The sequence below is a fragment of the Kibdelosporangium phytohabitans genome (assembly GCF_001302585.1).
Taxonomy (GTDB): Bacteria; Actinomycetota; Actinomycetes; order Mycobacteriales; family Pseudonocardiaceae; genus Kibdelosporangium; species Kibdelosporangium phytohabitans.
Map to the genome: position 1 here is coordinate 5,051,913 of NZ_CP012752.1, position 23,009 is coordinate 5,074,921.

Sequence of the window (23,009 nt, forward strand, 5' to 3'; positions counted from 1 at the left end):
AGAGGATTTGATGGATCAACAGACACTCGCGGTGGCGTTCTGGTTCGCACTGGCCGCTGTGCTCGTCGCCGTGATCTTGCTGGTGCGCCAACGCCGGATCACCGCGGATCTGCGTGAACAGGCCGCAGGCGCCCAAACCATCACCCATTCGTGGGCCACCGAGGAAGCACACCTCGTCAACTCGCGGATCCCCGCCCTCGCCGAGTCGCTGAGCAACCGCCCGGTCGAGGTACCCGGGCCGGTGAACCCGCAGTTCGCCGCGGCGCACGGCCGCGTGCTCGACCTGTTCACCGAGTCCGTCCAGCAGGCGACCGTCCGGGGCGAGCAGTCCGCCAAGGCCACGCTCAAGTCGATGATGCGCGCTGTCCAGAGCCTCGCCAACGAGCAGCAGGTCGCCATCTCCGCCATGCAGGACCGGCACGACGACGCCGACGTCCTGCAGGGCCTGATGCGCATCGACCACATGAACTCCCAGCTCGGCCGCCGCGCCCAGGCCACCGCCGTGCTGTGCGGGTCGTGGCCGGGGCAGCAGCGGTCCGCGTCGTCGCTGACCGACGTGGCCAGGGGCGCGACCTCGCGCATCCGGGACTACCTGCGCGTCAACATCCCGATCGAGGCCGACATCGCGGTCGTCAGCCGTGCTGTCGAGCCCGTCGTGCTCGCCGTCGCCGAACTGCTGGACAACGGCGCACGCCACTCGCAGCCGAACACCGCCGTCGAGGTCAACTTCCAGCAGGCGCACAACGGCATCGCCATCATGATCGACGACGCCGGTGTCGGGATGACCGCCGAGGAGCTCGGCCGTGCCGCGAGACTGCTCGCCGGCGACGGCGCCAGTGACATCAACCGCCTCGGCGACCCGCCCCAGGTCGGGTTCGCGGTCATCGGCGTTCTCGCCGCGCGGTACGGGTTCCGGGTCTCGGTGGACACGCGGTCGCCGTACGGTGGCGTGCGCGCGGTCGTGTTCCTGCCGACGGAACTGCTCACCCGCGTCGACAAGCCGGTTCCCGCCGCGGCCGTCCCCGCTCCCTCACCCGCCCCAGCACCCGCACCGGCTCCCCACCCCGCGGCGCCGGACGCCGCCGAGCCGAAGCGCACCCCAGGCGGGCTGCCCAAGCGCAAGCGCCGCGAACCGGCCGCCGACCAGGCCGCGCCGTCGGCACCGCCCGGCTCGCCCGCTGCCACCCGTCCGTCGGAGCAGATCGCGGCCGGGCTCGGCGCGTGGCAGCGCGGTACCCGCTCCGGCCGGACCGCGTCCCCCACCGTTCCTGAAGGGAACCCACACGCATGACCGATCCGGCGCACAACAAGTTGGGCTGGATGCTCGACAACGCCATGCAGATGCCCGAGACGAAACACGCGATCCTGCTGTCCGCCGACGGTCTGCTGATGGCCCACTCGACCAGCATCAGCCGCGACGACGCCGAACGGCACGCCGCGGCCATGTCCGGCCTGCAGGCACTGGCCCGCGGCACCGCCGAGTTCTGCGGCGAGACCGCCGCCGGGTGGCAGCAGACGATCAGCGAGTTCCCCGGCGGGTACGTCTTCCTCGTCGCCGCGGGCACCGGCGCGTACCTCGCGGTGTCCGCCAGTGAACGAGTCGACATGGAGGCGGTGTCCTTCCGGCTGCAGGAGCTGGTCCAGAGGTTGGGCAAGGAACTCACCAGCCCGCCGCGGCAGGACGCCGGCAGCCCGGCATGACGCCGCACCGCCGGGAGCGGGCCCTCGTCCGGCCGCACGTGGTGACCGGCGGCCGGGCCCATCCGTCCCGCAACACCTTCGACGTGGTCACCGTCGTGGTGGCCACCCGCGAGGCGTTCTCCGGCCTCACGCCGGAGAAACGCAGGCTGATGGAGCTGTGCCGGGGCGGTCCGCTGTCGGTCGCGGAGATCGCCGCGCACCTGTCGCTGCCGATCAGCGTCACCAAGGTGCTGTTGTCGGACCTGCTCGACACCGGCCACATCACCACGCACGCCGCGCTTCCCCGAACCACCCGACCCGATCTGCAGCTGTTGAAGGACGTGCTCGATGGCCTCCGCGCCCGTCTCTGAGGACATCTACCTGCCGCGAACCGTGCAGACCGCCGTGAAACTGCTCATCGTCGGGCACTTCGCGGTCGGCAAGACCACGTTCGTCGGCACCCTCTCGGAAATCCGCCCGCTGCGCACCGAGGAGACGATGACGCAGGCAGGCGCCCTCGTCGACGACCTCGACGGTGTCAACGGCAAAAGCACGACAACGGTCGCTCTGGACTTCGGCAGGCTGACCCTGAACGATCAGCTGGTGCTGTACCTGTTCGGCGCGCCCGGCCAGCAACGGTTCACCCAGCTGTGGAAGGACCTCGCTGTCGGCGCACTGGGCGCACTCGTACTGGCCGACACGCGAAGACTGGAGCAGTCGTTCGAGGTGATGGGACTGTTGGAGGAGTTCGGCATGCCGTACGCGGTGGCCGTCAACGACTTCGACAACGCCCCGAGTTTCCCGGACACCGAGCTGCGCGACGCGCTCGACCTGCTCCCGGAGACACCGTTGGTCACTTGCGACGCCAGAGACGCGGATTCGTCCACCCGCGCGGTCATCGCACTGGTCGAGTACCTGCTCACCCGCCCCGTACAGGAGAACGCGTGACTACCCAGCCTTCCGCCGACCAGGCCCCGCCCACGGGCTGCCCCGCCCACGAGGGCCGGATACCGTTGTACGGCCAGGAGTTCGCCGCCGACCCGGCCGCGACCTACCGGGCACTGCGGTCGCACGGCCCGATCGCGCCGGTCGAGCTCGCTCCCGGCGTGCCCGCGAACCTGATCGTCAGCTACGACGCGGCGCTGGACGTGCTGCGCAACCCCAGCACGTTCCCGCGCGACCCGCGCCGCTGGCAGGCCACCATGCCCGCCGACTGCCCGGTGCTGCCGATGATGATGTACCGGCCGAACTGCCTGTTCACCGACGGCCCGGTGCACGCGCGCTACCGCAGCGTGGTGACCGACAGCCTGGCCAGGGTGGACCAGAACGCGTTGCGCGAGAACGTCGAGCGCACCGCCGAACGGCTGATCCGCAGCTTCGGCAAGGAAGGGCAGGTCGACCTGCTCGCCGAGTACGCGCTGATGGTCCCGCTGCAGATGTTCCAGTACCTGTACGGCTGCCCGCCCGAACTGGGGGAGCGGCTGGTCGCCGGCATGATCGGCATCTTCGACATGATCGAGCCGGAGAAGGCCAACGAGCAGCTGACGCAGAGCATGATCGAGCTGATCACGCTCAAGCGGGCCAGCCCCGGCCAGGACATGCCGTCGTGGATGATGGCCCACCCGGCCAACCTGACCGACGAGGAGCTGATCCACCAGCTCGTCCTGCTGATGGGTGCCGGTACCGAGCCGGAGAAGAACCTGATCGCCAACGGCGTCCGGTTGCTGCTGGCCGACGAGCGGTTCGCCGGTGACCTGTCCGGTGGCAGCATGCCCGTCGAGGAAGCGCTCGACGAGGTGCTGTGGACCGACCCGCCGATGGCCAACTACTCGGCCACCTATCCCGTCCAGGACATGGACTTCGCCGGTGTGCGGCTACCCGCCGACACACCGCTGGTGTTGAGTTTCGCCGCCGCCAACACAGATCCGGCGCTCACCACCGGCCAACGGTCCGGCAACCGGGCACACCTCGCCTGGAGCGCCGGAGTACACACCTGTCCCGCCCAGCAGCACGCCCGCCTGATCGCGTCGGTGGCCATCGAGAAGCTGCTGGACACCCTGCCCGACATGCGTTTGTCCGTCCCGGTCGACCAGCTCACCTGGCGACCTGGGCCTTTCCACCGTGCGCTGACCGCGCTCCCCGTTCGTTTCACCCCGGTTGCCGTGCCCGTCCCGCTCGACGAGTCACCTGGAGGAAGCCGATGGAACGTTCCGCGGAGCCAGTCACAATCGACCCATCCGGACACGACATCCACGCCGAGGGAGCCAAGCTCGCCCAGCTCGGGCAAGCGACGCTGGTTGAGCTCCCTGGCTCGGTGGTGGCGTGGTCGGTAACCAGCCAGGACGCCCTGCGCAAGCTGCTCAGTGACCAGCGGGTGTCCAAGGACCCCCGCCAGCACTGGCCCCGGTTCGTCAACGGCGAGATCGACGAACAGTGGCCGCTGCTGATCTGGGTCGCTGTGCAGAACATGTTCACCGCGTACGGCGGTGACCACCGCAGGCTTCGTTCGCTGGTGTCCAAGGCTTTCACGCCGCGGCGCACCGCGGCGATGCGCCCGCAGATCGAGCAGATCACCGCGGAATTACTGGATGACCTGGCGTCCCGCCCGCAACCGGTGGACCTTCGTGAGGGATTCGCCTACCCGGTCCCGATCGAGGTGATCTGCCGGTTGTTCGGTGTTCCGGCCGACGCGCGGGCCGGTCTGCGCCAGGTGGTCGACGGTGTCTTCGACACCACCCTGACCGCCGAACAAGCCATCGCCAACCAGCACGAGCTGTACCGGATCATGCACGAGCTCGTCGCGCTGAAACGGGCCGAGCCGGGTGACGACCTCACCAGCGGGCTGATCGCGGTCCGGGAGGACGACGGGTCGAGCCTGGCGGAGAACGAACTCGTCGACACCCTGATCCTGGTCATCTCGGCGGGGCACGAGACCACGGTGAACCTGCTGGACCACGCGATCACCGCGCTGCTGACCCACCCGGAGCAGCTGGAACTGGCGAAGTCCGGCCAGGTCCCGTGGAGCGAGGTGATCGAGGAGACCCTGCGCTGGCAGGCCCCGGTTGCCAACCTCCCGCTGCGGTACGCGGTGGCGGACATCGACTTGGGTGATGTCGTGATCCGCAAGGGCGACGCCATCCTCGCGTCCTACGCCGCCGCGGGCCGGGACAAGTCCGTGTACGGCGACACAGCCGACACGTACGACGTGACCCGGGAGGAGAAGGCGCACCTGGCGTTCGGTCACGGGGTGCACTACTGCCTCGGCGCGCCGCTCGCCCGGCTGGAGGCGGAGGTGGCCCTGACCGCGTTGTTCACGCGGTTCCCGGACATCCGCCTGGCGGTGGACCCGGCTGAGCTGCGGGCGACCGAGTCGTTCATCTCCAACGGGCACCAGACGCTGCCGGTGAAGCTGCACTGAGCCAGGCGCCGTGGGGACTGCGCCCGGCAGTCCCCACGACCGCCGTGCTCAGCCGAAGTCCCAGCGGGTGGCGCCGTGGGGTTCCGCGGAGGCCACACCGAACGCGGTGCGGAGCGTGAGGCGGTAGAGGTGCCAGGGCGGCGGTCCGGCGCTCGGTGCGCTGAACGGGGCCGTGAACGCGTCGCCGTCCACCGAAACCGGCCAGCCGCCGCTGCGGTAGACGGCGGCCACGCGCTCCAGGGTCTCCGTGTCGGTCACCCGGTGCGCTTCGCCTTCCAGCACCAGGTCGATGCCGGTGAGGCGCACGGACACGCTGCACGCCGGGTTCGCCGCCAGGTTGCGTGACCTGCGGGTGTTCGGCCCGCCTTTGAAGTACAGCGCGTCGTCCACCCACACGGCGCCGACGCCCGCCGAATGCGGCCGTCCGTCCGGTCGCACCGTCGCCACGAAGAACGTCAGGTCAGCCGTGGGAGTGAGGGTGGCCAGCGCCTCGCGCGGACGGCTCCACGGCAGCTCCGGGGACCCGTAGTTGTCGAGGTTGCGGGTCGAGATGGGCTCGTTCATGGTGTCAGTCATACCTGTGCGTCGAACGAGCCGGGCGCACATCGACATCCGGTTTCAATCCGCTGTGCGCCGGCCCGGCACCCAGCGCATCGGGCCACTAGATGTGCTGCTCCTCGCCGAATGTCTCACGGAGGCGGTTCTCCTCCGCGGGGGAGAGGTTGGTGAACACCAGTTCGGGGTGTTCGGGTTCGAAGGACGTCCTGATCCTGTCGAGAACCGCGTCCGAGCTGAGGATGAACAGCGCCGACGTGCCCGGCACGACGTCGTCGCGCAGCCTGCGGATCAGCTCGTCGTTGATGCCGACGTCGGTCAGCGCGCCGGTGAGCCCGCCGACCGCGGCGCCGACCGCCGCGCCGAGCAGCGGAACGAAGAAGATCAGACCGAACAGCATGCCCCAGAACGCGCCGCCGAGGGCACTGGATCCCGCCAGGGTGTGCAGTTGGCGTGTCCTCGGCTTCTTGGCGCCCGGATGCCACGAGACGGTGGCGGCGTCGTGCACGGTGATCAGGTTGTCCTGCGCGAGGCGCGACAGGATCCCCGCCGCGCGGTCGGCTCCGTCGGGATTGGCGAAACGCCAGACTGTCAGTGTGGTCATGCCTTGTCCTTTCGTTTCGTTCGCTTGATGTGCCGGGTCAGGGCCGTCGCCCAGCCCGCGCGGGGATCGGTGTCCACGAGCAGCGCCATGACCAGCAACGTCGTCGGTATCGCCAGCAGGGCACCGAGCGGCCCGAGCACCCAGGCCCAGAACACCAGGGCCACGAAGGTCATCACGGGCGACAGGCCGATGCTGTCGCCGACGTAGATCGGCTGGATCATCGACTGCACCACGAAGTTGACCGCCCAGTAGACGAGCACCACGGCCAGCGTCAGCTGCCACCCGCCGACCGGCAGCGCGAGCACCGCCGGTGGGATCACGCCCATCAGGAACCCGATGTTGGGGATGTAGTTGGTCACGAACGACAACAGTCCCCACAGGACGGACAGCGGGATTCCCAGCAACGCCAGTGCGATCACGTCGAGGACCGCGATGATGAGCCCGAACACCGTCGTCACGGCCAGGTAGCCGCGGGTCTGCTTGGCGAACGTCCGCAACGCGGCCGTCATCCGCGGCCGGTCGGCGCCGATGTCGGCGAGCCGGACGTCCACCCCGGTCGACTCGATGCTCATGAACAGCAGCAGGGCCAGCAGGAACACCAGGCTCGTGGTCAGGCCGGTCAGGTCCTTCACGATCGCCCCGACGTAGGGGATGATCTTGCCGAGGTCCACGCCGGCCATCGCGTCACGGACCTGCTCGGGCGCGATTCCCATACCTTGCAACGCCCGCGTCGCGTCACCGACGACGCCGTCGAAGCGGTCGGCGTACTTGGGCAGCGTCGCCGCCAGCTGGGCCAGCGACACGAACGTCACCACCGCGAACGCGACCAGCGTGCCGTAGACGAGCACGACGAGCACCGATGTCGCTGCCCACGAGGGCAGACCCACGCGTCTGAGCCACCGGTGCACCGGGCTGACCGCGATCACGATGACGAGCGCGAGCAGCACCGGCGCTGCCAGCCAGGCGATCGACTTCAGCCCCGCCACCGTGATCACGGTCGCCGCCGCCCCCAGCAGGAGGACGAGGGCACGGGGCATCGCCGCGGTCACGGCATCTCGTCCGTCACGTCCCTGCCGTGTACGACGATCGCCCAGATCACCAGGACGGACAAGGCGATCACGATCGTGGACCACACCGGGTACGCCGAGACGAACGTGATCTGGGCGATCGCGTTCACCGACGCCACCGCGACGGCCACGACCCTCGACCACACCGCGCCGGTCAGCAGGGACAGCCCGGCCGACAGGACCAGCACACCGACGAGCAGGTGTACCCAGCCCCACGTGGTCAGGTCGAACAGGATCAGGTCGTCGCCGTTGGACACGTAGAACGCCCGGTCGAGCAGCGCGACGAGCCCTTCGACGGCGTTGAAGATCCCGGTGAGCACCATGACGATGGCGGCGAACCACATCCACCCGGACCACACGGTGATCCGGCTGTCCGCACGTCGTTTCGGGTAGTCGGTCATCAGGTCTCCTAGGGTCGGACGGGTGGTTGGTCGAGGTAGCCGCGCAGCACGAGGTTCACCTCGGGGCCCGACAACGGCAGCATGTGGCTGCCGAGCAGGTGGTCGACGCGCAAGCGCATGAACCAGCCCACGGCGTGCGTGAACGGGGTGGTCGTGGTCTGCCGGAGCGGGCGGGCCCACATGCGTGGCTCGTCGGCGATCATCGCCACCCGGTGTTCGGGGAGGTAGATGTTGGTCGCGCCGACGCTGCCCACCGCCGCGGGCAGCAGCCTGAGGGTGACTCCGGACAGGTTCAGCACGCATTCCCGGTCGATCACCAGGTTGGGCGCGACGTCGGTGTGGCCGTCGGCCTGCCTGCCGGACGCGAGGATCACGACCTTGCCCAGTCGCGCGTCGTGGTGGTCGGCGAACGCGCTGGTGCCGCGGCAGTCGGCGGTCGGGTGGTGCGGGTAGATGATGGTGGTGACCGGGTCGCCGGTCAGGTCGGCGATCTGCCTGCTGATCGCCCTGCCGTGCTTCGCGCTGGGCCCGGTGTTGATCAGGATCAGGCCGTGCCGGCCCGCGACCACGACGCTGTTGAGCGGCCGGGCGTCGCTCGACCGCAGGACCCACACCGGCAGGTCCGCGATGCGCCGGACGGACAGGCGCGGTTTGCTGCGCGCTCCGATGGACATCAGATACCGGCCGTGGTGTGGATGTGCCGGAGCGCCGACCACAGTTCACCGGCCGCGCGCCCGGTTCCCGACTCGCCCGGCGTGTCCGTTTCGGAGCGGACGTGCCTGACCAGTTCCGCGGCGAGCGCGTTGAGGTTGGTGTCGGCACGGCGGCACGCGTCCTGCAGCAGCAGCCACGCCATGGTGTGGTCGGTGCGGCAGGTGGCCATCACGACGCCCTTCGCCTGTTCGATGACGTCTCGGCGGTGCAGCGCGGTCAGTACGCGCGCGGTGCGCTGGTCCGTGCCGGAGAACGAGGACAGCACAGCCACATCGGCGGTGACGAGCCGTTCGTAGCGGGCCATCGTGTCCAGCACGGTGTCGTTCGGTGCTTCACCGAGGTACGTGGTCATGACGACCTGGCCGCTGTCGTCCTGGAGGCCGGGGAGCGCGGCGACGCCGTTCACCTTCGGCAGCAGCCGGGCGTGCTGCGGGTACAGCGCACTGGTCCGCGACAAGTCCAGGGCCGTCCATCGCCTGTCGTGCCACAGGTTGTCACTCATGACCGGGCCGTCGGTGGTGGCCGCCACCCGGGTCGGTCCGGCCTGGATGTGCTCCTGGACGTCCTGCAACGCGGTCCCCACGCCGTACGTGGCGTAGACGATGGGACGTTCCTGCCGGAAGGCGATGATGTCCGCGCCGAGCAGCCACGGCAGCTCCTGCGCCATCCCGGCGAGCACGTCCGACATCAGATCTTCCAGCCGTACGTCGTTCACTTTCACTGGTCCTCCTCGTGCACGGTCGCGACAGGTCGAATGTGCTGTGGCGGCGGGCGGTCGCGCGTCACCCGGAGCGGATGAGCGCATCACCGTCCCGACGGCACCAGGTGCCGGAGCACCGGCCCGAAGACGCGGACCAGTTCGATCGGCGCGCACACCAGCGAACCGCCGATCGAGTCGCCGGGCTCGCACAGCGACTCCCGGTGCGGCGCCGAGGTCATCGGGATGAGCGCGATGAGGAGCCCTGATATGAAAAGTCGTCGCCGCCCTGGCCTGCCTTCGGACATCTCGGCGCCTCCTTTGGTTGCCTGGCAACAGGATCACGGCAACACCCGGGCGGGTTCCTCGTCCGATCCGGGTGAGTCGCCGCGCGGTTCACCCCGATCGAGCGATCCGCCCGCGCCGCGCGGCGCCATAACGTCGGTGCCCGACCACAAGGAGGCCGGATGGGGATGACAGTCCGCGGCGCCGCGTTCCTCGGCATCGGTTCGATGGTGGGCGCCGGAATCTTCGCGTTGCTCGGCGAGGCGGGTGCGACAGCCGGTTCGGCGGTGTGGTTGTCGTTCCTGCTCGCCGGCGTGATCGCACTTCTCCAGGGGTATGCCGTGGCGGGACTGGGTGCGCGGTACCCGTCCTCCGGCGGGATAGTCACGTATCTGCTCAAGGGTTTCGGCCGCGGGCACATCACGTCGGTGACGTCGTGGCTGCTGTACTTCGCCGCGTTGATCGTCACCGCGATGGTGTCGGTGTCGTTCGGGCACTACGGTTCCGCGTTGTTCACCGGCGGTTCACCGGGCTGGGCCAGGGTGCTGACCGCGGCGGTGGTCGTGGTCGCCACGGTCGTGAACATCGCCGGTGCCACGTCCATCGACCGGCTGCAAACGGTGGTCGTCGTGGTCATGCTGGCCGTGTTCGCGGTGTTCGTGGTGGTGACGTTCGCCGGCATCGACCTGTCGCTGCTCGCGCCGTCGACCTATCCGCCGGCGGTACACGTGGTGTCCAGTGTGGCGCTGACGTTCTTCGCCTACCTCGGGTTCGCCGTGGTCAGCTTCACCGGCGCGGAGTTGCCGGATCCGGCGCGCTCGCTGCCCCGGGCGATGTACCTGTCACTGGGCATCACGATCCTGTTGTACGTCCTGATCGCACTGGGCGTGTTCGGGACGCTGACCGTGCCGCAGGTCGTCGAGAACGGTGAGACCGCGCTGGCCGTGGCGGTCGAGCCCGCACTCGGGACGGCCGGGTTCATGATGATGGCCCTGGTCGCGATGCTCGGCACGGCGTCGTCGGTGAACGCGAACCTGTTCGCCGCCACCGGGTCCACCGCGGAGCTGGCGGGATCGGGCACGTTCCCGAAGGTGTTCGGCAGCCGTGCGCGGATCGGTGGCACGCGGGGCCTGGTGATCTCGGCGGGTGTCGTGCTGCTGATGGCCAACCTGGTCGATCTGACCGCGATCGCGTCGCTGGGCAGCGCCGTCGCGTTGATCATCTTCCTGGTGACGTCCGTGGCCGCGTTCCGGCTGCGCTCGGCGACCGGCTCGCGGGCGTGGCCCCTGGTCGCCGGAATCGCGCTGACGGCACTGGTCCTGATCGTCTTCGCCGTGCAGACCGCGCGCACCGAACCGGCGACGCTCGTGGCGATGGCCGGGGTCGTCGTCCTCGCGGTCGCGATGGACCTCGTGTGGCGGTGGTTGCGCCGTTCTCACCCGTGACGGACGAGCCGCCGCGCCGGGATGGCCGGAAGTCTGGGCGCCATGCAGAGACGCACGTGGATCTCCTGGATCACCTTGCTTTGATGACAACGAGTTCGGTGGCGAGTCTGCGGCCGTCGCCGACGATGGCCGTGTACGGCCTGGCCTGTGTGCTGCTGTACCTGATACCGGCGATCGTCTTCCTGGTGCCGACCTCGCTCGTGTCGGCCGAGCTGGCGTCGGGCTGGAGCGGCGGCGTGTACAACTGGGTGGCGAGGGGGATCTCGAAACCGCTGGGGTTCCTGGCCGTCTGGTGCCAGTTCGCGATGACGATCTTCTACTACCCGAGCCTGCTCGGCTACGTGGCCGGCACGCTGGCGTACGTCATCGACCCGTCGCTGGCGGGCAACGGCGTGTGGACGGCCGCGGTGATCGTCGTGGCGTACTGGTCCGGGGTCTGGATCTCGTCGCGCGGGACCAAGGGCGTCGCGGGACTGCCAGCGGCGGCCTGATCATCGGGACCTTGCTGCCCGGCGCGTTGCTGGTCGTGCTGGGGCTGGTGTTCCTCGGGCAGGGCAACGCCTCCGCCGCGCCGATGACAGCGGGCAACCTCCTGCCCGCCTGGACGGGGCTGGCGAGTCTGGTGCTGATCGTCAACAACTTCCTGTCGTACTCCGGGATGGAGATGAACGCCGTGCACGTGTCGTCGCTGCGCGAACCGGCCCGGCAGTTCCCCAGGGCGATGTTCCTCGCGATGGGCCTCGTGCTGGTCGTCTTCATCCTGCCCGCGCTGGCGATCAGCTGGGTCGTGCCCGCCGACCAGCTGTCGCTCACCGCGGGCGTGATGCAGGCGTTCGACACGGTGTTCGGCCAGTTCGGCTGGCAGTGGCTCACCCCGGTGATCGGGATCCTGCTGGTCGCCGCGTCGCTGGGCGGCATGCTGACCTGGCTGGCCGGGCCGTCGAAGGGACTGCTGCTGATCTCCCGGCAGGAGGGCTACCTGCCGCCCCGTCTCCAGCGGCTGAACAAACACGGTGTTCAGCAGAACATCCTGGTCGTGCAGGGCCTGATCACGACGGTGATCGCGTTGCTGTACGCGTTCATCCCGGACGTCTCCAGCGCGTACTGGATCTTCTCGGTGATCACGACCCAGGTGTACCTGATCATGTACCTGCTGCTGTTCGTGGCCGCGGTCCGGTTGCGCCGCAAGGAACCCGACCACCCCCGCGGCTACCGGGCACCGATGCTCATCGGGCTCTGCGGCGTCGGTTTCGCGGCGTCGCTGGCGGCGTTGCTGGTCGGGTTCGTCCCACCGTCGCAGTTCGGTTCGGGCGACGCGGGCACGTACGTCCTGATCGTCGCGGCCGGGGCGCTCGGGCTCGGCATCGCCGTTCCGCTGTTGCTCTACAAGTCCCGCAAACCCTCGTGGAAACAACCGGAGGCCGAAGCGTGATGGACATGCGCAACCGGGTGGCCGGACTGATGTCCCTGGCCTGGACGGATCTGGAGGAACTCGTGGCGATCCGGTCGGTCGCGGGTGCGTCACCGTCGGAATGCGACCGCGCCGCGCGGTGGGTCGCGGACAGGTTCACGGAAGTCGGCTTCACGGACACGCGGCTCGAACGCACCACGGACGGGAGCCTGGCGGTGGTCGGCGAGCGGCCCTGCGCCCGTGCCGACGCACCCACAGTGCTCCTGTACGCCCACTACGACGTCCAGCCGGTGGACGCGAACGCCTGGCGCACCCCGCCGTTCGAGCTGACCCGGGTGGACGGCCGGTGGTACGGCCGCGGAGCCGCGGACTGCAAAGGCAACATCGTCATGCACCTGACGGCACTGCGGGCGTTGGACGAACCGGCCGTGAACCTCAGGCTGGTGGTGGAAGGCGCCGAGGAACTGGGCACCGACGGGCTGGCCAACCTCGTCCGCGACAAGCCCGAGCTGTTCGACGCGGACACGATCCTGGTGTGCGACACGGGAAACGCCGCTGTCGGGCACCCGGCGGTGACAGTCAGCCTGCGCGGCATGGTGAACGTCGTCGTGCGGGTGCGGACCATGGCCGCGTCGCTGCATTCGGGCATGTTCGGTGGTCCGGCGCCGGACGCACTGGCCGCGCTGGTGGCGATGCTGGCGACGTTGCGGGACGACCAGGGCAACACCGCCGTGATCGGTCTCGGACACGACCAGCGGTGGTCGGGCGAGCCGTACCCGGTGGGACGGTTCCGTGCCGACGCCGGTGTCATCGACGACGTCGATCTGCTCGGTGACGGCGGGATCGCGGACATGCTGTGGGCGCGTCCCGCGGTCACCGTGCTCGGGATCGACTGTCCGCCGGTGATCGGATCGTCCGCCGCGATCGCGGCGGAAGCCGCCGCCCGCGTGAACCTCCGGATCCCGCCCGGCATGGATCCGAACCTCGCCGAGCAGGCGCTCGTCGACCACCTGCACGCCAGTGCGCCGTGGGGAGCCCGGGTCGAGGTCGAGACCGAGGCGGTGGGCGCGCCGTTCCGGGCCGCCGAGGGCGGCCCCGCGCACAACGCGATCGCGAGGGCGATGCTGGAGGCGTACGGGCGGCCCGCGGTCAAGCTCGGCCAAGGCGGATCCATTCCGTTGTGCACCGTGCTCGCCCAGTGCTTCCCCGACGCCGAACTGGTGCTGATGGGTGTCGAGGAACCGCAGGCGCTCATCCACGCCCCCAACGAGAGCGTCGATCCCGGCGAGATAGCGCGGATGGCACTTGCCGAGACCCTGTTCCTGTCCCGTTACCCGAGGAGCCGTCAGTGACCGCGTACCCGATGATCGCCGACCACGGCCTGATCGGTGACCTGCAGACCGCCGCCCTGGTCAGCGCCGACGGCACCGTCGACTGGTTCTGCTGCCCGAGGTTCGACTCGCCGAGCGTGTTCGGCTCGCTGCTCGACCACGAGCAGGGCGGCCACTGCCGGATCCGCCCGGTGACCGGCGACTACCGCGTGCGGCAGCTCTACCTGCCGGACACCGCCGTGCTCATCACGAGGTTCATGACCGAGTCCGGCACGGGCGAACTCGTCGACTTCATGCCACCCGCGCCACTCACCCGCGCCACCGGCAACCACCGGCTCGTGCGGATGCTGCGCTGCGTGCGCGGGCAGATCGACTTCGACGTCGAGGTCGCGCCCCGGTTCGACTACGGCCGTCTGCTGCACAGGACCCATCTGACCGACGACGGCGTCGTGTTCGACAGCGGGACCTTGACCCTGACCTTGCACGCGGTGCGCGAGCCCGGGGACACGCGGCTGGCCGCGGTCCGCGTCGGCGACGACAACGCCGTCCGCGGCCGGATCGCGTTGAACGCCGGGGAGGTGCGCGGGTTCGTACTCGAATCCGACGCCGACGGCCCACCCAGGACCATCCGCCCCGCCGAGATCGAGGACCTGTACCACGAGACGGTCCGGTTCTGGCGGACGTGGCTGGCCAAGTCGACCTACCGCGGCCGGTGGCAGGAGACGTTGCACCGCTCGGCGTTGACGCTGAAGCTGCTGACCTACGCGCCGACCGGCGCCATGGTGGCGGCGCCGACGGCCGGACTGCCGGAGCAGATCGGCGGCCTGCGCAACTGGGACTACCGCTACACGTGGGTCCGCGACGCGTCGTTCGCGGTCTACTCGCTGCTGAGCATGGGGTTCACCGAGGAAGCCGCGGACTTCGCGCGCTGGCTGGCCGGTCGCTACCAGGAGCGGCCGGGTGAGCTGCGGATCATGTACCGCGTGGACGGCTCGGCCGATCTCACCGAGCAGACGCTCGAGCACTGGGAGGGCTACCGGGGCTCGTGGCCGGTGCGGATCGGCAACGAGGCCGCCGGCCAGCTCCAGCTGGACATCTACGGCGAACTGCTCGACAGCGTCCACCACGCGCACCAGCACGGCCTGCCCATCGCGCACCAGGGCTGGGAGGCGCTCAGCGGCGTGCTCGACTGGCTCGGCGACAACTGGGACCAGCCGGAGGAGGGCATCTGGGAGACGCGCGGCGGCCGGGCCGACTTCACCTACGGCAGGCTGATGAGCTGGGTCGCGTTCGACCGCGGGATCCGGCTGTCGGAGGCGTTGCGGCGGCCGGGGCAGTCCGGCCGGTGGCGGGTGCACCGGGACCGGATCTACCGGCAGATCTGGGACCGCGGCTGGCATCCCGGCCGCCGCGCGTTCGTCCAGCGCTACGACTCGGACGTGCTCGACTCCTCGTTGCTCCGGATGGCGCAGGTCGGGTTCGTCTCGGCGCGTGACCCGAAGTGGTTCGCCACGCTCACCGCGATGGAGGAGGACCTGGTCGTGGACAGCCTGGTCTACCGCTACGACCCGAGCGCCGCACCGGACGGCCTGCGCGGCTCGGAGGGCACGTTCTCGCTGTGCACGTTCGCGTACGTCAACGCGCTGGCCATGGCCGGATACGTCGACAAGGCGCGTCTGGTCTTCGAGAAGATGCTCACCTACAGCACGCATCTCGGCCTGTACGCCGAGGAGATCGGCCCGACCGGTGAGCAGCTCGGCAACTTCCCGCAGGCGTTCACCCACCTGTCGCTGATCGACGCCGCGATCACGCTCGGCAACGCACTGGACGGTATCGCTCCACAGTGGACGTGACAGGCGGCCTGACAGCGGAATCACCCACAGCGGACGAAGTGGGCCGCGCTCGCTGACTGCTAGACAAGTGGACCTTTCGAGTCGGGGACGACGAACCAGCAGACAGCATCGGGGAGAAGAATGCAGTTGACGGGATCGACAGACCGATCCGGCGCACCGGGGAAGCGGCCGAGCGGCGGGCACGTGCCCGCCGCTCGGACCACCATTCCCGATGTGCCACCCACCACGCTGATCCGCGACCGGCTCCATGTCCTGCTGGACGCGGCGGTCTTCGGCGGTGACGCCACCCCACCGGTGACACTCGTCTGCGGACCGGCGGGAGCGGGGAAGACGACCATGCTCGCGGCGTGGGCGCGGCGCCTTGCCGAACGCCGGGAGACGCGGGTCGCGTGGGTGTCGGTGGACAGTGAGGACAACGATCCCACCGTGCTGTGGCCGGTCGTCCTCCAGGCACTACGCGAAAGCGGCTCACGTCCGCTGGGTGAGTCGGCCGTCCCGCGCGGCGGGGCGTACGCCGGGCTCGTCAACGCGGTCGTCGCGGAGTTCGAACTGGAGCCGGACCCGGTGGTGCTCGTCGTCGACGGCGTGCACGAGATCCACTCGGCCGCGGCGGTGCGCACGCTGAACCTCCTGCTGCGAGACCTGCCCGCCTCGTTGCGGGTCGTGCTCTCGGCCCGGTTCCCGCCTCCGCTGATCCTGCCGCGGCTGCGGCTGGCGAACAGGCTCAGGGAGATCGGGCCGGAGGAGCTGACGTTCACCGCCGACGAGGCCCGCCTGCTGTACACGCGGGAGGGCATCACGCTGACCCCGGCCGGGCTCGCCGAGCTGATGGAGCGAACCGAGGGCTGGGCCGCGGGGCTGCGGTTCGCCTCGCTGACCGTCGCGGATTCGGCGCCGCCGCGGATCGCCGGGGACGACCGCGTGGTCGCCGACTACCTGTTGAGGGAGGTCTTCGCCCGGCAACCGGACGAGGTCCAGCGTTTCATGCTGGCGACGTGCGTGTGCCGGGTGTTCTCGGCGGAACTAGCGGTCGAGCTGTCCGGGATGGAGAACGCCGGGCAGGTGATCGACCGGTTGGAGCGCACGAACATCCTGACGTCGACTGTGGACGCGACGCAATGCAGGTTCCGCTACCACCCGCTGCTGCGCGGCTACCTGCGGGCCGAGCTCGGCCGCCGCCGGTTCTCGGCTCTGCGGCAGCAGCACCGGATCGCCGCGACCTGGCTGGTCGGCAACGGGGATCCGCTGCGGGCGCTGGAGCACAGCGTGAACGCGGCCGACTACGAACTGGCCGCGAACCTGGTCGCCAGGTCCGGGCTCGGCCGCATCCTCAAAGGACAGTCAGCCGCGCTGTGCCGGATCCTGCGGCAGATCCCGGAGCCCGTGCTCAACCGCCCGTCGGTGGCCCTCGTGGCGGCTGCCGCCGCGCTCGACCTCGGGAACGTGGCCGAGGCCGACCGGCGGCTGCGCCGGATCGGCAACTCGGTCCATCCACTGCGGACACACCGGCTGAGGGCCCTGCACGCGACCGTCCAGCTGCACGCGGCGCGGTTGCGTGGTCACGCCGGCTCGGCACTGGCCGTCCTGCGGGCCTCGCACGCGGGCCGGACCGGGGACTTCGACCTCGACCTGCTGGCCACCCTGAACCGGGGTGTGGCAGAGGCGTGGCTCGGGCGTCAGCGCGCCGCCGAGACGGCGTTACGCAGGGCGCTTCGCATGGCCACCAGCGAACAACGCGACGCCGTCGCGCTGGAGTGCCGGGTGCACCTGGCCGCTGTCACGGCGGCACGAGGTGACTTGGCGGGAATGGACCAACAGGTGACGGCCGCGCTCGCGTTCGCGCGATCCCGTGGCTGGGTCGAGAGTTCCCGCGGGGTCTACGCGTACGCGCTGTACGGAGTCGCTGCCTACCAAAGGCTTGAGGACGACAAGGCACGCGGTCTCGCCGCGCTGGCGATCGACCTGATGCCCGCGCACACCGACGCCACCATCGAGCTGTGCGCCTACACGCTGCGGGCGATGGTGCAGTTCGACACGGCCGACGACCCGCACGAGGTCGTGGCCGCGCTGCGCGAACACTGGCAGAGGGGGTCCGTGCGGGACGTCTCGCCCGCGATGGTCGCCTACTCGGCACCGGCACGGCAACGGATGGCGCTGCGTGTGGGGGAGTACGCGTGGGCTCTCGAGGTCCTCGACGAGGTCGAGAACATCGGCATCCGCTGTGGCGAGCAGGACCTGCTGCGCGCGATCCTCCAGGCACACAAGGGAAAGCAAGGGGCGCCCCGGCGGACTCTGGCGCCGCTGCTCGCCGGGCACGTACGCACCATCGTGGGGTCGACAGTGGTCGAGGCCTGGCTGCTGGAGGCACACCTCGCCGACCGCGCGGAGGAAAGCCAACGCGCCCACGAGGCACTGTGCCAGGCGCTCGCGCTCGCGGCACCACACGACGCCCGCAGGCCCTTTCGCGACGCGGGGCACTTCGTGCGTGTCCTGCTCGCCAGGGGAGCCGGACGGTTCGGCAGGCTGGAGACGTTCGCGACCAGCGTGCGCGAAGCGCTCCCGGCCCGTGTGCCCGACCTCGCCGACGGGCTCACCGAACGGGAACAGGTCCTGCTCGCCGAGCTGCCGTCGATGCGCACGGTCGAGGAGATCGCGCGGAACCTGTTCGTCTCGGTGAACACCGTCAAGACCCACCTGCGCGGGATCTACCGCAAGCTCGACGTCCGGCACCGGCGCGACGCCATCGCGGTCGCTCGTGAACGGGGCCTGCTGTGACACTGCGGTGGCGCCGGGCACAATTCCCGGGAACCCGGCGCCGGGTTCGCCCGACCACTGAGGAGTACACGGTCTGACAAGAGGGGACGCCTGCGCTGTGGGTGACGGGTTACGGGTGCGACTGGCCGAGGTCAGTTGCCGGCACGGCCGCCGGACCGTGGTCAGCGACGTGCACCTCGACGTCGAGCCCGGCCAGCGGGTGGCACTGACCGGGACGAACGGGTCGGGCAAGACCACCCTGCTGCGGGCCGTCATCGGGCTGCACCGGGCGGCCACCGGCGTGATCAAGGTCGGCGAGCACCGGGCGGTCACGTCGGCGGACTGGGCGCGCCGCCGCACGGACGCGGCCTGGATCCCGCAGCGGCAGGCCGCGGGCAGGTTCCCGCTGCTCGCGAGAGAGCTGCTGGAGAGCAGCGGGGCGCCGGTCGAGGCGAACGACGCCGCGATGCAACTCGGCGTGGGCCAGTTGCGGTCGCGACCGTTGGACACACTGTCGGGCGGTCAGTTGCAGCGGATGTACCTGGCTCGCGCGATGGGGTGCATAGCGGCGGGTGCCGGGTTGTTGCTCGCGGACGAGCCGACGGCGGCGCTGGACTTCGAGGGACAGGCCGACGCCGCCCGGCTGCTGACGTCCCTGCCGGTGACCGTGCTGGTCGTGACGCACGACCGGGCCGTGGTCGACGCGTGTGAACGGGTGCTGGAGATGGCCGCGGGCCGGCTGCGGGAGGTCACGTGACGAGCTGGACCGAGTTCTGGCAGCTGCTGGAACTGCCGGCGGTGCAGTGGGCCGGTCTGGCCCTCGTGCTCGGCGCGATCGGGTTGCCGATCGTCGGCGTGATCATCATCGGCCTGGACATCATGCCGGTGCGGTTCGCGATGATGCACGTCGCGCTGCTGGGCATCGCGATCGGGCTGCTCACGGGGATCGACCCGCTGCTGTGCGCGATCGTCGCCTGCGGGTTGTCCGGGGCGGCGCTCACCCCGCTGGCGCGGACCCCGTCGGGCCTGTCCGGGGCGATGGGGCTGTTGATGAGCCTCGCGATCGCGGCCGCGTTGCTGGTGCTGTCGATCTCCGGGGTCAACGCCGCCGGTGCGTTCGAGCTGCTGTGGGGTTCCATCCTCGCCACGCGTCCGGGTGACGTGCTGCTGCTCGGCGTCCTCGCGGTGGTCATCCCCGGGCTGTTCTTCCTGCGGCGCAAGCAGATGGCGTTGCTGCTGCACGACCGAGAGCTGGCGGCGACCTCGGGCGTCCGGGTCGAGCGGCTCACCCTGATCCTGCTGGTGATCGTGGCGGTGGCGGTCGCGGGCGCGATCCGGCTGACCGGGGCGCTGCTGGTCGACGCCCTCACGCTGCTGCCCGCGCTGGCCGCGCGACGGCTCGCGCATTCGCTGCGGGCCATGGTCGTCTGGGCGGTCGGCATCGGCGTCACGGTCAACCTGGCGGGGTTCGCGTTCGCGTTGATGTTCGACCTGCCCCCGGGACCAGTGCTGGTCCTGGTCGCCGGGGTGGTCGCGATCGCCGCGCACGTCGTCCCGCGTCACGCCGTGGCTTGAGCCCGCAGCACGTCCTTGGCGACCTTGCCCGCCGGGTTGAGCGGCAGCGAGTCGAGGAGCAGCAGGCGTTCCGGGTGCTTGAACCGGTCGAGGCCGTGCGCGCCGAGGAACGTCGTGACGTCTTCGAGGGTGAGCGTGCCCGACGCCACGACACAGGCACACAAGCGTTCGCCCATCAGGGGATCCGGAACGCCGACGCACGCGACGTCCCGGACCGCCGGATGGGCCGAGATGGCCTGTTCGACCTCGGCCGGGCTGATGTTCGCGCCGCCCCGGATCACCACGTCCTTGCGGCGGCCGACGACCGTCAGATAACCGTCCTCGTCGAACACGCCGAGGTCTCCGGTCCGCACCCACCCGTCCGGTGTGCGGTACCGGGCGTTGAGATCTTCGTTGCCCACGTACCGCATGGGGCTCATCGGTCCACGCGCGATGATCTCGCCGACGGCCCCGGCAGGCTGCGGGCGCAGGTGATCGTCGGCGACGACGATCTCGGCGACGGCTGGGTTCGGGCGCCCGGCCGACGTGACGCGGGACGGCGGATCGTCCAGCGCGGTATGGCAGTTCACGCCGTCGGCCGAGCCGTACACGTTGACCACGGCACAGTCGAACGCCAGCCGGCACGCCTCGGCTGTGGGCGCGTCGAGTTGCGCCCCACCGGGCGCCACCACGCGCAGGCTGGTGAGGTCAGTCGCCGGGCGGTCCGGGTGGTCGATCATCATCCGGAACATCGTCGGCACGCCGATCAGGTGTGTCGGCTGGGCGCGTGAGATCAGCCGGAGCGTGGCCCCCGCGTCGAACTTGGACTGGAGCACGAGCGTGCCGCCGTGCCGGGCGAGCGTGACGGTGGAACCGTTGCTGCCGAAGGACGACGCCAGCGGCAGCAGGAACAGCGCCCGCAGTTCACCGCCCGGCGGGATGAGCCGCTGGACGAACGCGCCCCGGCCACACGCCAAAGCGTTGTGGGAGTACAGGACCAGTTTCGGCTCGGACTCCGAGCCCGAGGACACCAGCATCCGCGCGGGCCCGTCGGGATCCACCGCGACAGCCTGGAAGTCCGATTCCCCCAGCACAGGCGCCGAGGTCACGACGACGTGCCGCAGACCGGGAATCTCCCGCTGGAGCGTCTGGGTCTGCACGGCGTGCGTGGGGTCGACGATCGCCGCGACCGCCCCGGATCGCGTCAGCAGTGACCGCGCCTCCTTGACACCACGCCCGACCGGATACGGCAGCACGACGCCACCGATCGCCGCGACCGCCAAGTCGGCGATACAGGTGTGGCGGCCGTTGGGCAACTGCGTCGCGACCGTGTCGCCCGCCGTGACACCGAGTCCGGCCAGGCCGGCCGCCCATCGGCGGACCTGCGAGTCGAGTTCGGCGTAGGTCAGTTCGCCGTCGTCGTCGATGATCGCTGTCCGATCCGGCGTGGACCGCACGTGTGCAGCGAACAACTGGTAGATGCCTTGCCCCGCGTAATACCCCTGCGCCGCCCAGCGCGCACGCAACTCGGCAGGGACGAGATCACCGGAAGCGACGACAGTCACGCGAAACTCCAAGGGGTCTGCACGGCCGGGCAACCGTGCTCGTCGGGCCGGATCGCGGCGGCGAACCGCTGATCGCCCGGCAGCGCGGCGAGATCGACGGACACGGGAACCGAATGCCTGCCGTGCCGGGCAAGCTCAGCCACGGCATCCTCAGTGGACAACTCACGCACGGCTCCGGCGTACTGGTCGTCGTCCGCCGTGCACCAGCCGTCGGCTGTGCGCAGCGGGCGCCGGAAACCGCTCGGTCGACGTGCGCAGCCGTTGCCGAGGAAATCGGCCAGGAGCAGGTCCGACGCGGCGATCAGGGACGATTCCACCTGACAGGCCCGGCCAGTGCGTTCGCGGTGCAGCAGCGCGCCGAGGACCGCGTGTGCGCCCAGCAGGCCGCCCATGACGTCCACAAGGGCCATCAGCGACGGCGCGGGCGGCTGGTCGGCCGGGCGGATCGCCTCGCCGAGCCCGGTTCGTGCCTGGACCATGAAATCCGTGCCCAGCGGCGGATCCTCGATGCGCCCGGCGTAGCCGGAGGTGTAGGCGTAGACCAGGCCCGGCCGTACGGCGGCCAGGTCGCGCGGCCCGAGGCCGAACTGCTCGGCCTTGCCGGGCGCCCAGTTGTGCAGGAACACGTCGGCGCCCGCGACCAGGTCACGCAGTTCGTCACGCCCGGCCGGGTCCTTGATGTCGACCTGGGCTGCCTGCTTGTGGCGGTTGAGCGCCAGCCACCGCGCGGACGTCTCACCGCACATCGGTGGCATGCCGCGCAACGGGTCCCCGCCTGGCGGCTCGATCCGGACCACGTCCGCGCCGAGCAGGCTGAGCAGGTGCGCCGCCAGCGGTGCCTGGACGCGCCGACCGGCCTCCAGCACCACGATGCCGTGCAGTGGCAGCGCGTTCCTGTCGGCCACGGCGGGGGAGTGGCGCCCTGGCAGCGCGAGGACGTGCCAAGGCCGCGGGGTCGCCCCGGCCAGTTCGGCGGCGCGTTGCCGCAACGGGGTGAGCGGGCAGATGCTGACGCCTGTCCGGAATGCGACCGCTTCGAGTTCGGCGTAGGGAAGCGCGGCGGTGTGAGCGTGCAGTTCGGCGGGAAGCGCGGCGGTCGCCGTCGCGTAGCGGAACTGGAAAGGACGCCACGCCGATCCGGCCAGTTTCACCGGCGCACCGAGCGTCTCCCAGAACCGCCGCCACACGTCCGGGTCGAGAGTGTCCACCTCGAACCACACGCCGTCACGGCTGGCGAAGGGCGGCCCGCCGGGCACCAGCGGGACGACCTCGCCGTCGCCCGCGCTGGCCGCGGCCATGTACTGTGACACTGTCAGCAAAGCCGACTGTGCGACGCTGGTACGGACCAAACTGGTCGACGCGCCTCGCGCGCGGGCGACCAGCGCGGCGAGAACTCCGGCGCCTGAGACGACACGGGCTGCTGCCGAGGCGTAGTCGATGCCCATTCCGGACGGTTCACCCCGGCTGCGGCCGTGTACGTGCATCACGCCGCAGACGGCCTGCGCGGTGACCTCGTCGACGACTTCGCCGCCGGTGAGCGGACCGGCCCAGTCGATCTCGGCTGCCACCTCCTGCGCCTGCGCGAAGTCGGGTAACAGCGGGCCCGGGGTGCTCAAGCCCAATGTGGTGCGGACGTCGGACGTCATGCCCCACAAGTCGGTCCACAGCGACGTAT

23 protein-coding genes are annotated in these 23,009 nt (G+C 70.2%); 14 read left to right on the forward strand and 9 right to left on the reverse strand.

Annotation, left to right across the window (positions count from 1 at the left end; all coding sequences use genetic code 11):
• Positions 1-10 precede the first annotated feature (10 nt).
• Genes AOZ06_RS23010 through AOZ06_RS23035 form a run of 6 tightly spaced genes read left to right on the forward strand, consistent with a single transcriptional unit; the run spans position 11 to position 5,098 of the window.
• Positions 11-1,291, forward strand: a complete 1,281-nt coding sequence (locus tag AOZ06_RS23010) for an ATP-binding protein (RefSeq protein ID WP_054291301.1) — start codon at positions 11-13, stop codon at positions 1,289-1,291.
• Positions 1,288-1,701, forward strand: coding sequence for a roadblock/LC7 domain-containing protein (locus tag AOZ06_RS23015; protein WP_054291302.1), 414 nt, complete (start codon positions 1,288-1,290; stop codon positions 1,699-1,701). The genes AOZ06_RS23010 and AOZ06_RS23015 overlap by 4 nt, the downstream gene beginning before the upstream one ends.
• Positions 1,698-2,051 carry a DUF742 domain-containing protein gene (locus AOZ06_RS23020; RefSeq protein ID WP_054291303.1) on the forward strand — a complete coding sequence of 118 codons (354 nt, stop codon included), beginning with the start codon at positions 1,698-1,700 and terminating at the stop codon, positions 2,049-2,051. Before AOZ06_RS23015 ends, AOZ06_RS23020 begins: the two co-directional genes overlap by 4 nt.
• The gene (locus tag AOZ06_RS23025; RefSeq protein WP_054291304.1) at positions 2,029-2,628 is read left to right on the forward strand and encodes a GTP-binding protein; all 600 of its coding nucleotides are present in this window, start codon (positions 2,029-2,031) and stop codon (positions 2,626-2,628) included. Before AOZ06_RS23020 ends, AOZ06_RS23025 begins: the two co-directional genes overlap by 23 nt.
• On the forward strand, positions 2,625-4,013 hold the full coding sequence (locus AOZ06_RS60145) for a cytochrome P450 (RefSeq protein WP_236952349.1): 1,389 nt from the start codon (positions 2,625-2,627) through the stop codon (positions 4,011-4,013). The genes AOZ06_RS23025 and AOZ06_RS60145 overlap by 4 nt, the downstream gene beginning before the upstream one ends.
• Entirely contained in the window at positions 3,995-5,098 is a 1,104-nt protein-coding gene (locus AOZ06_RS23035) for a cytochrome P450 family protein (protein ID WP_054291306.1), read from the forward strand. Before AOZ06_RS60145 ends, AOZ06_RS23035 begins: the two co-directional genes overlap by 19 nt.
• Before the next feature lie 48 nt (positions 5,099-5,146).
• Here AOZ06_RS23035 and AOZ06_RS23040 read toward each other — a convergent pair whose 3' ends face one another.
• The 7 genes from AOZ06_RS23040 to AOZ06_RS61300 form a co-directional block, all read right to left on the reverse strand.
• Complete coding sequence (locus AOZ06_RS23040; protein WP_054296842.1) at positions 5,147-5,662, reverse strand: pyridoxamine 5'-phosphate oxidase family protein; 516 nt, start codon at positions 5,660-5,662, stop codon at positions 5,147-5,149.
• A gap of 97 nt (positions 5,663-5,759) precedes the next feature.
• Positions 5,760-6,257, reverse strand: coding sequence for a DUF1269 domain-containing protein (locus AOZ06_RS23045; protein ID WP_054291307.1), 498 nt, complete (start codon positions 6,255-6,257; stop codon positions 5,760-5,762).
• Positions 6,254-7,306, reverse strand: coding sequence for an AI-2E family transporter (locus AOZ06_RS23050; RefSeq protein ID WP_236952350.1), 1,053 nt, complete (start codon positions 7,304-7,306; stop codon positions 6,254-6,256). Before AOZ06_RS23050 ends, AOZ06_RS23045 begins: the two co-directional genes overlap by 4 nt.
• Positions 7,303-7,725 carry a DUF7144 family membrane protein gene (locus AOZ06_RS23055; RefSeq protein ID WP_054291308.1) on the reverse strand — a complete coding sequence of 141 codons (423 nt, stop codon included), beginning with the start codon at positions 7,723-7,725 and terminating at the stop codon, positions 7,303-7,305. The genes AOZ06_RS23050 and AOZ06_RS23055 overlap by 4 nt, the downstream gene beginning before the upstream one ends.
• Positions 7,726-7,733: 8 nt before the next feature.
• Complete coding sequence (locus AOZ06_RS23060) at positions 7,734-8,399, reverse strand: MBL fold metallo-hydrolase (protein ID WP_054291309.1); 666 nt, start codon at positions 8,397-8,399, stop codon at positions 7,734-7,736.
• Positions 8,399-9,160 carry an ANTAR domain-containing protein gene (locus tag AOZ06_RS23065; RefSeq protein ID WP_054291310.1) on the reverse strand — a complete coding sequence of 254 codons (762 nt, stop codon included), beginning with the start codon at positions 9,158-9,160 and terminating at the stop codon, positions 8,399-8,401. The genes AOZ06_RS23060 and AOZ06_RS23065 overlap by 1 nt, the downstream gene beginning before the upstream one ends.
• A gap of 83 nt (positions 9,161-9,243) precedes the next feature.
• Positions 9,244-9,378 (reverse strand): hypothetical protein, encoded by a 135-nt coding sequence (locus tag AOZ06_RS61300; RefSeq protein WP_257721480.1) that lies wholly within the window; start codon positions 9,376-9,378, stop codon positions 9,244-9,246.
• 225 nt (positions 9,379-9,603) lie between these two features.
• On the opposite strand from AOZ06_RS61300, the gene AOZ06_RS23070 reads away from it, so the two are divergent.
• The 8 genes from AOZ06_RS23070 to AOZ06_RS23100 all read left to right on the forward strand — a co-directional run bounded on the left by AOZ06_RS23070 (position 9,604) and on the right by AOZ06_RS23100 (position 19,790).
• Positions 9,604-10,866, forward strand: a complete 1,263-nt coding sequence (locus tag AOZ06_RS23070; protein ID WP_054291311.1) for an APC family permease — start codon at positions 9,604-9,606, stop codon at positions 10,864-10,866.
• Positions 10,867-10,949: 83 nt separating this feature from the next.
• On the forward strand, positions 10,950-11,357 hold the full coding sequence (locus AOZ06_RS61130) for an amino acid permease (protein WP_250637101.1): 408 nt from the start codon (positions 10,950-10,952) through the stop codon (positions 11,355-11,357).
• A gap of 11 nt (positions 11,358-11,368) precedes the next feature.
• Positions 11,369-12,298 (forward strand): APC family permease, encoded by a 930-nt coding sequence (locus tag AOZ06_RS23075; protein WP_250637102.1) that lies wholly within the window; start codon positions 11,369-11,371, stop codon positions 12,296-12,298.
• A complete protein-coding gene (locus AOZ06_RS23080) occupies positions 12,298-13,629 on the forward strand; it encodes a dipeptidase (RefSeq protein WP_054291312.1) in 1,332 nt (443 codons plus the stop codon). The genes AOZ06_RS23075 and AOZ06_RS23080 overlap by 1 nt, the downstream gene beginning before the upstream one ends.
• An 11-nt stretch (positions 13,630-13,640) precedes the next feature.
• Positions 13,641-15,461, forward strand: a complete 1,821-nt coding sequence (locus tag AOZ06_RS23085; protein ID WP_054296844.1) for a glycoside hydrolase family 15 protein — start codon at positions 13,641-13,643, stop codon at positions 15,459-15,461.
• Between the two features lie 213 nt (positions 15,462-15,674).
• Positions 15,675-18,236, forward strand: coding sequence for a winged helix-turn-helix domain-containing protein (locus AOZ06_RS23090; RefSeq protein WP_054291313.1), 2,562 nt, complete (start codon positions 15,675-15,677; stop codon positions 18,234-18,236).
• Positions 18,237-18,333: 97 nt separating this feature from the next.
• Positions 18,334-18,972, forward strand: coding sequence for a metal ABC transporter ATP-binding protein (locus AOZ06_RS23095; RefSeq protein ID WP_054291314.1), 639 nt, complete (start codon positions 18,334-18,336; stop codon positions 18,970-18,972).
• On the forward strand, positions 18,969-19,790 hold the full coding sequence (locus AOZ06_RS23100) for a metal ABC transporter permease (RefSeq protein WP_054291315.1): 822 nt from the start codon (positions 18,969-18,971) through the stop codon (positions 19,788-19,790). Before AOZ06_RS23095 ends, AOZ06_RS23100 begins: the two co-directional genes overlap by 4 nt.
• On the opposite strand, the gene AOZ06_RS23105 is transcribed toward AOZ06_RS23100, so the two are convergent.
• Positions 19,775-21,334 carry a class I adenylate-forming enzyme family protein gene (locus AOZ06_RS23105; protein WP_157233177.1) on the reverse strand — a complete coding sequence of 520 codons (1,560 nt, stop codon included), beginning with the start codon at positions 21,332-21,334 and terminating at the stop codon, positions 19,775-19,777. The two genes, AOZ06_RS23100 and AOZ06_RS23105, sit on opposite strands and share 16 nt — an antisense overlap.
• The gene (locus AOZ06_RS23110) at positions 21,331-22,980 is read right to left on the reverse strand and encodes a CoA transferase (protein ID WP_054291317.1); all 1,650 of its coding nucleotides are present in this window, start codon (positions 22,978-22,980) and stop codon (positions 21,331-21,333) included. The genes AOZ06_RS23105 and AOZ06_RS23110 overlap by 4 nt, the downstream gene beginning before the upstream one ends.
• Positions 22,981-23,009 lie beyond the last annotated feature (29 nt).

Coding starts and splice junctions, on each gene's coding strand:
- AOZ06_RS23010 (WP_054291301.1), top strand. CDS start 11: ATGGATCAACAGACACTCGCGGTGGCGTTCTGGTTCGCACTGGCCGCT.
- AOZ06_RS23015 (WP_054291302.1), top strand. CDS start 1,288: ATGACCGATCCGGCGCACAACAAGTTGGGCTGGATGCTCGACAACGCC.
- AOZ06_RS23020 (WP_054291303.1), top strand. CDS start 1,698: ATGACGCCGCACCGCCGGGAGCGGGCCCTCGTCCGGCCGCACGTGGTG.
- AOZ06_RS23025 (WP_054291304.1), top strand. CDS start 2,029: ATGGCCTCCGCGCCCGTCTCTGAGGACATCTACCTGCCGCGAACCGTG.
- AOZ06_RS23040 (WP_054296842.1), bottom strand. CDS start 5,662: ATGAACGAGCCCATCTCGACCCGCAACCTCGACAACTACGGGTCCCCG.
- AOZ06_RS23045 (WP_054291307.1), bottom strand. CDS start 6,257: ATGACCACACTGACAGTCTGGCGTTTCGCCAATCCCGACGGAGCCGAC.
- AOZ06_RS23055 (WP_054291308.1), bottom strand. CDS start 7,725: ATGACCGACTACCCGAAACGACGTGCGGACAGCCGGATCACCGTGTGG.
- AOZ06_RS23060 (WP_054291309.1), bottom strand. CDS start 8,399: ATGTCCATCGGAGCGCGCAGCAAACCGCGCCTGTCCGTCCGGCGCATC.
- AOZ06_RS61300 (WP_257721480.1), bottom strand. CDS start 9,378: ATGACCTCGGCGCCGCACCGGGAGTCGCTGTGCGAGCCCGGCGACTCG.
- AOZ06_RS23070 (WP_054291311.1), top strand. CDS start 9,604: ATGGGGATGACAGTCCGCGGCGCCGCGTTCCTCGGCATCGGTTCGATG.
- AOZ06_RS61130 (WP_250637101.1), top strand. CDS start 10,950: ATGACAACGAGTTCGGTGGCGAGTCTGCGGCCGTCGCCGACGATGGCC.
- AOZ06_RS23080 (WP_054291312.1), top strand. CDS start 12,298: ATGGACATGCGCAACCGGGTGGCCGGACTGATGTCCCTGGCCTGGACG.
- AOZ06_RS23085 (WP_054296844.1), top strand. CDS start 13,641: ATGATCGCCGACCACGGCCTGATCGGTGACCTGCAGACCGCCGCCCTG.
- AOZ06_RS23110 (WP_054291317.1), bottom strand. CDS start 22,980: ATGACGTCCGACGTCCGCACCACATTGGGCTTGAGCACCCCGGGCCCG.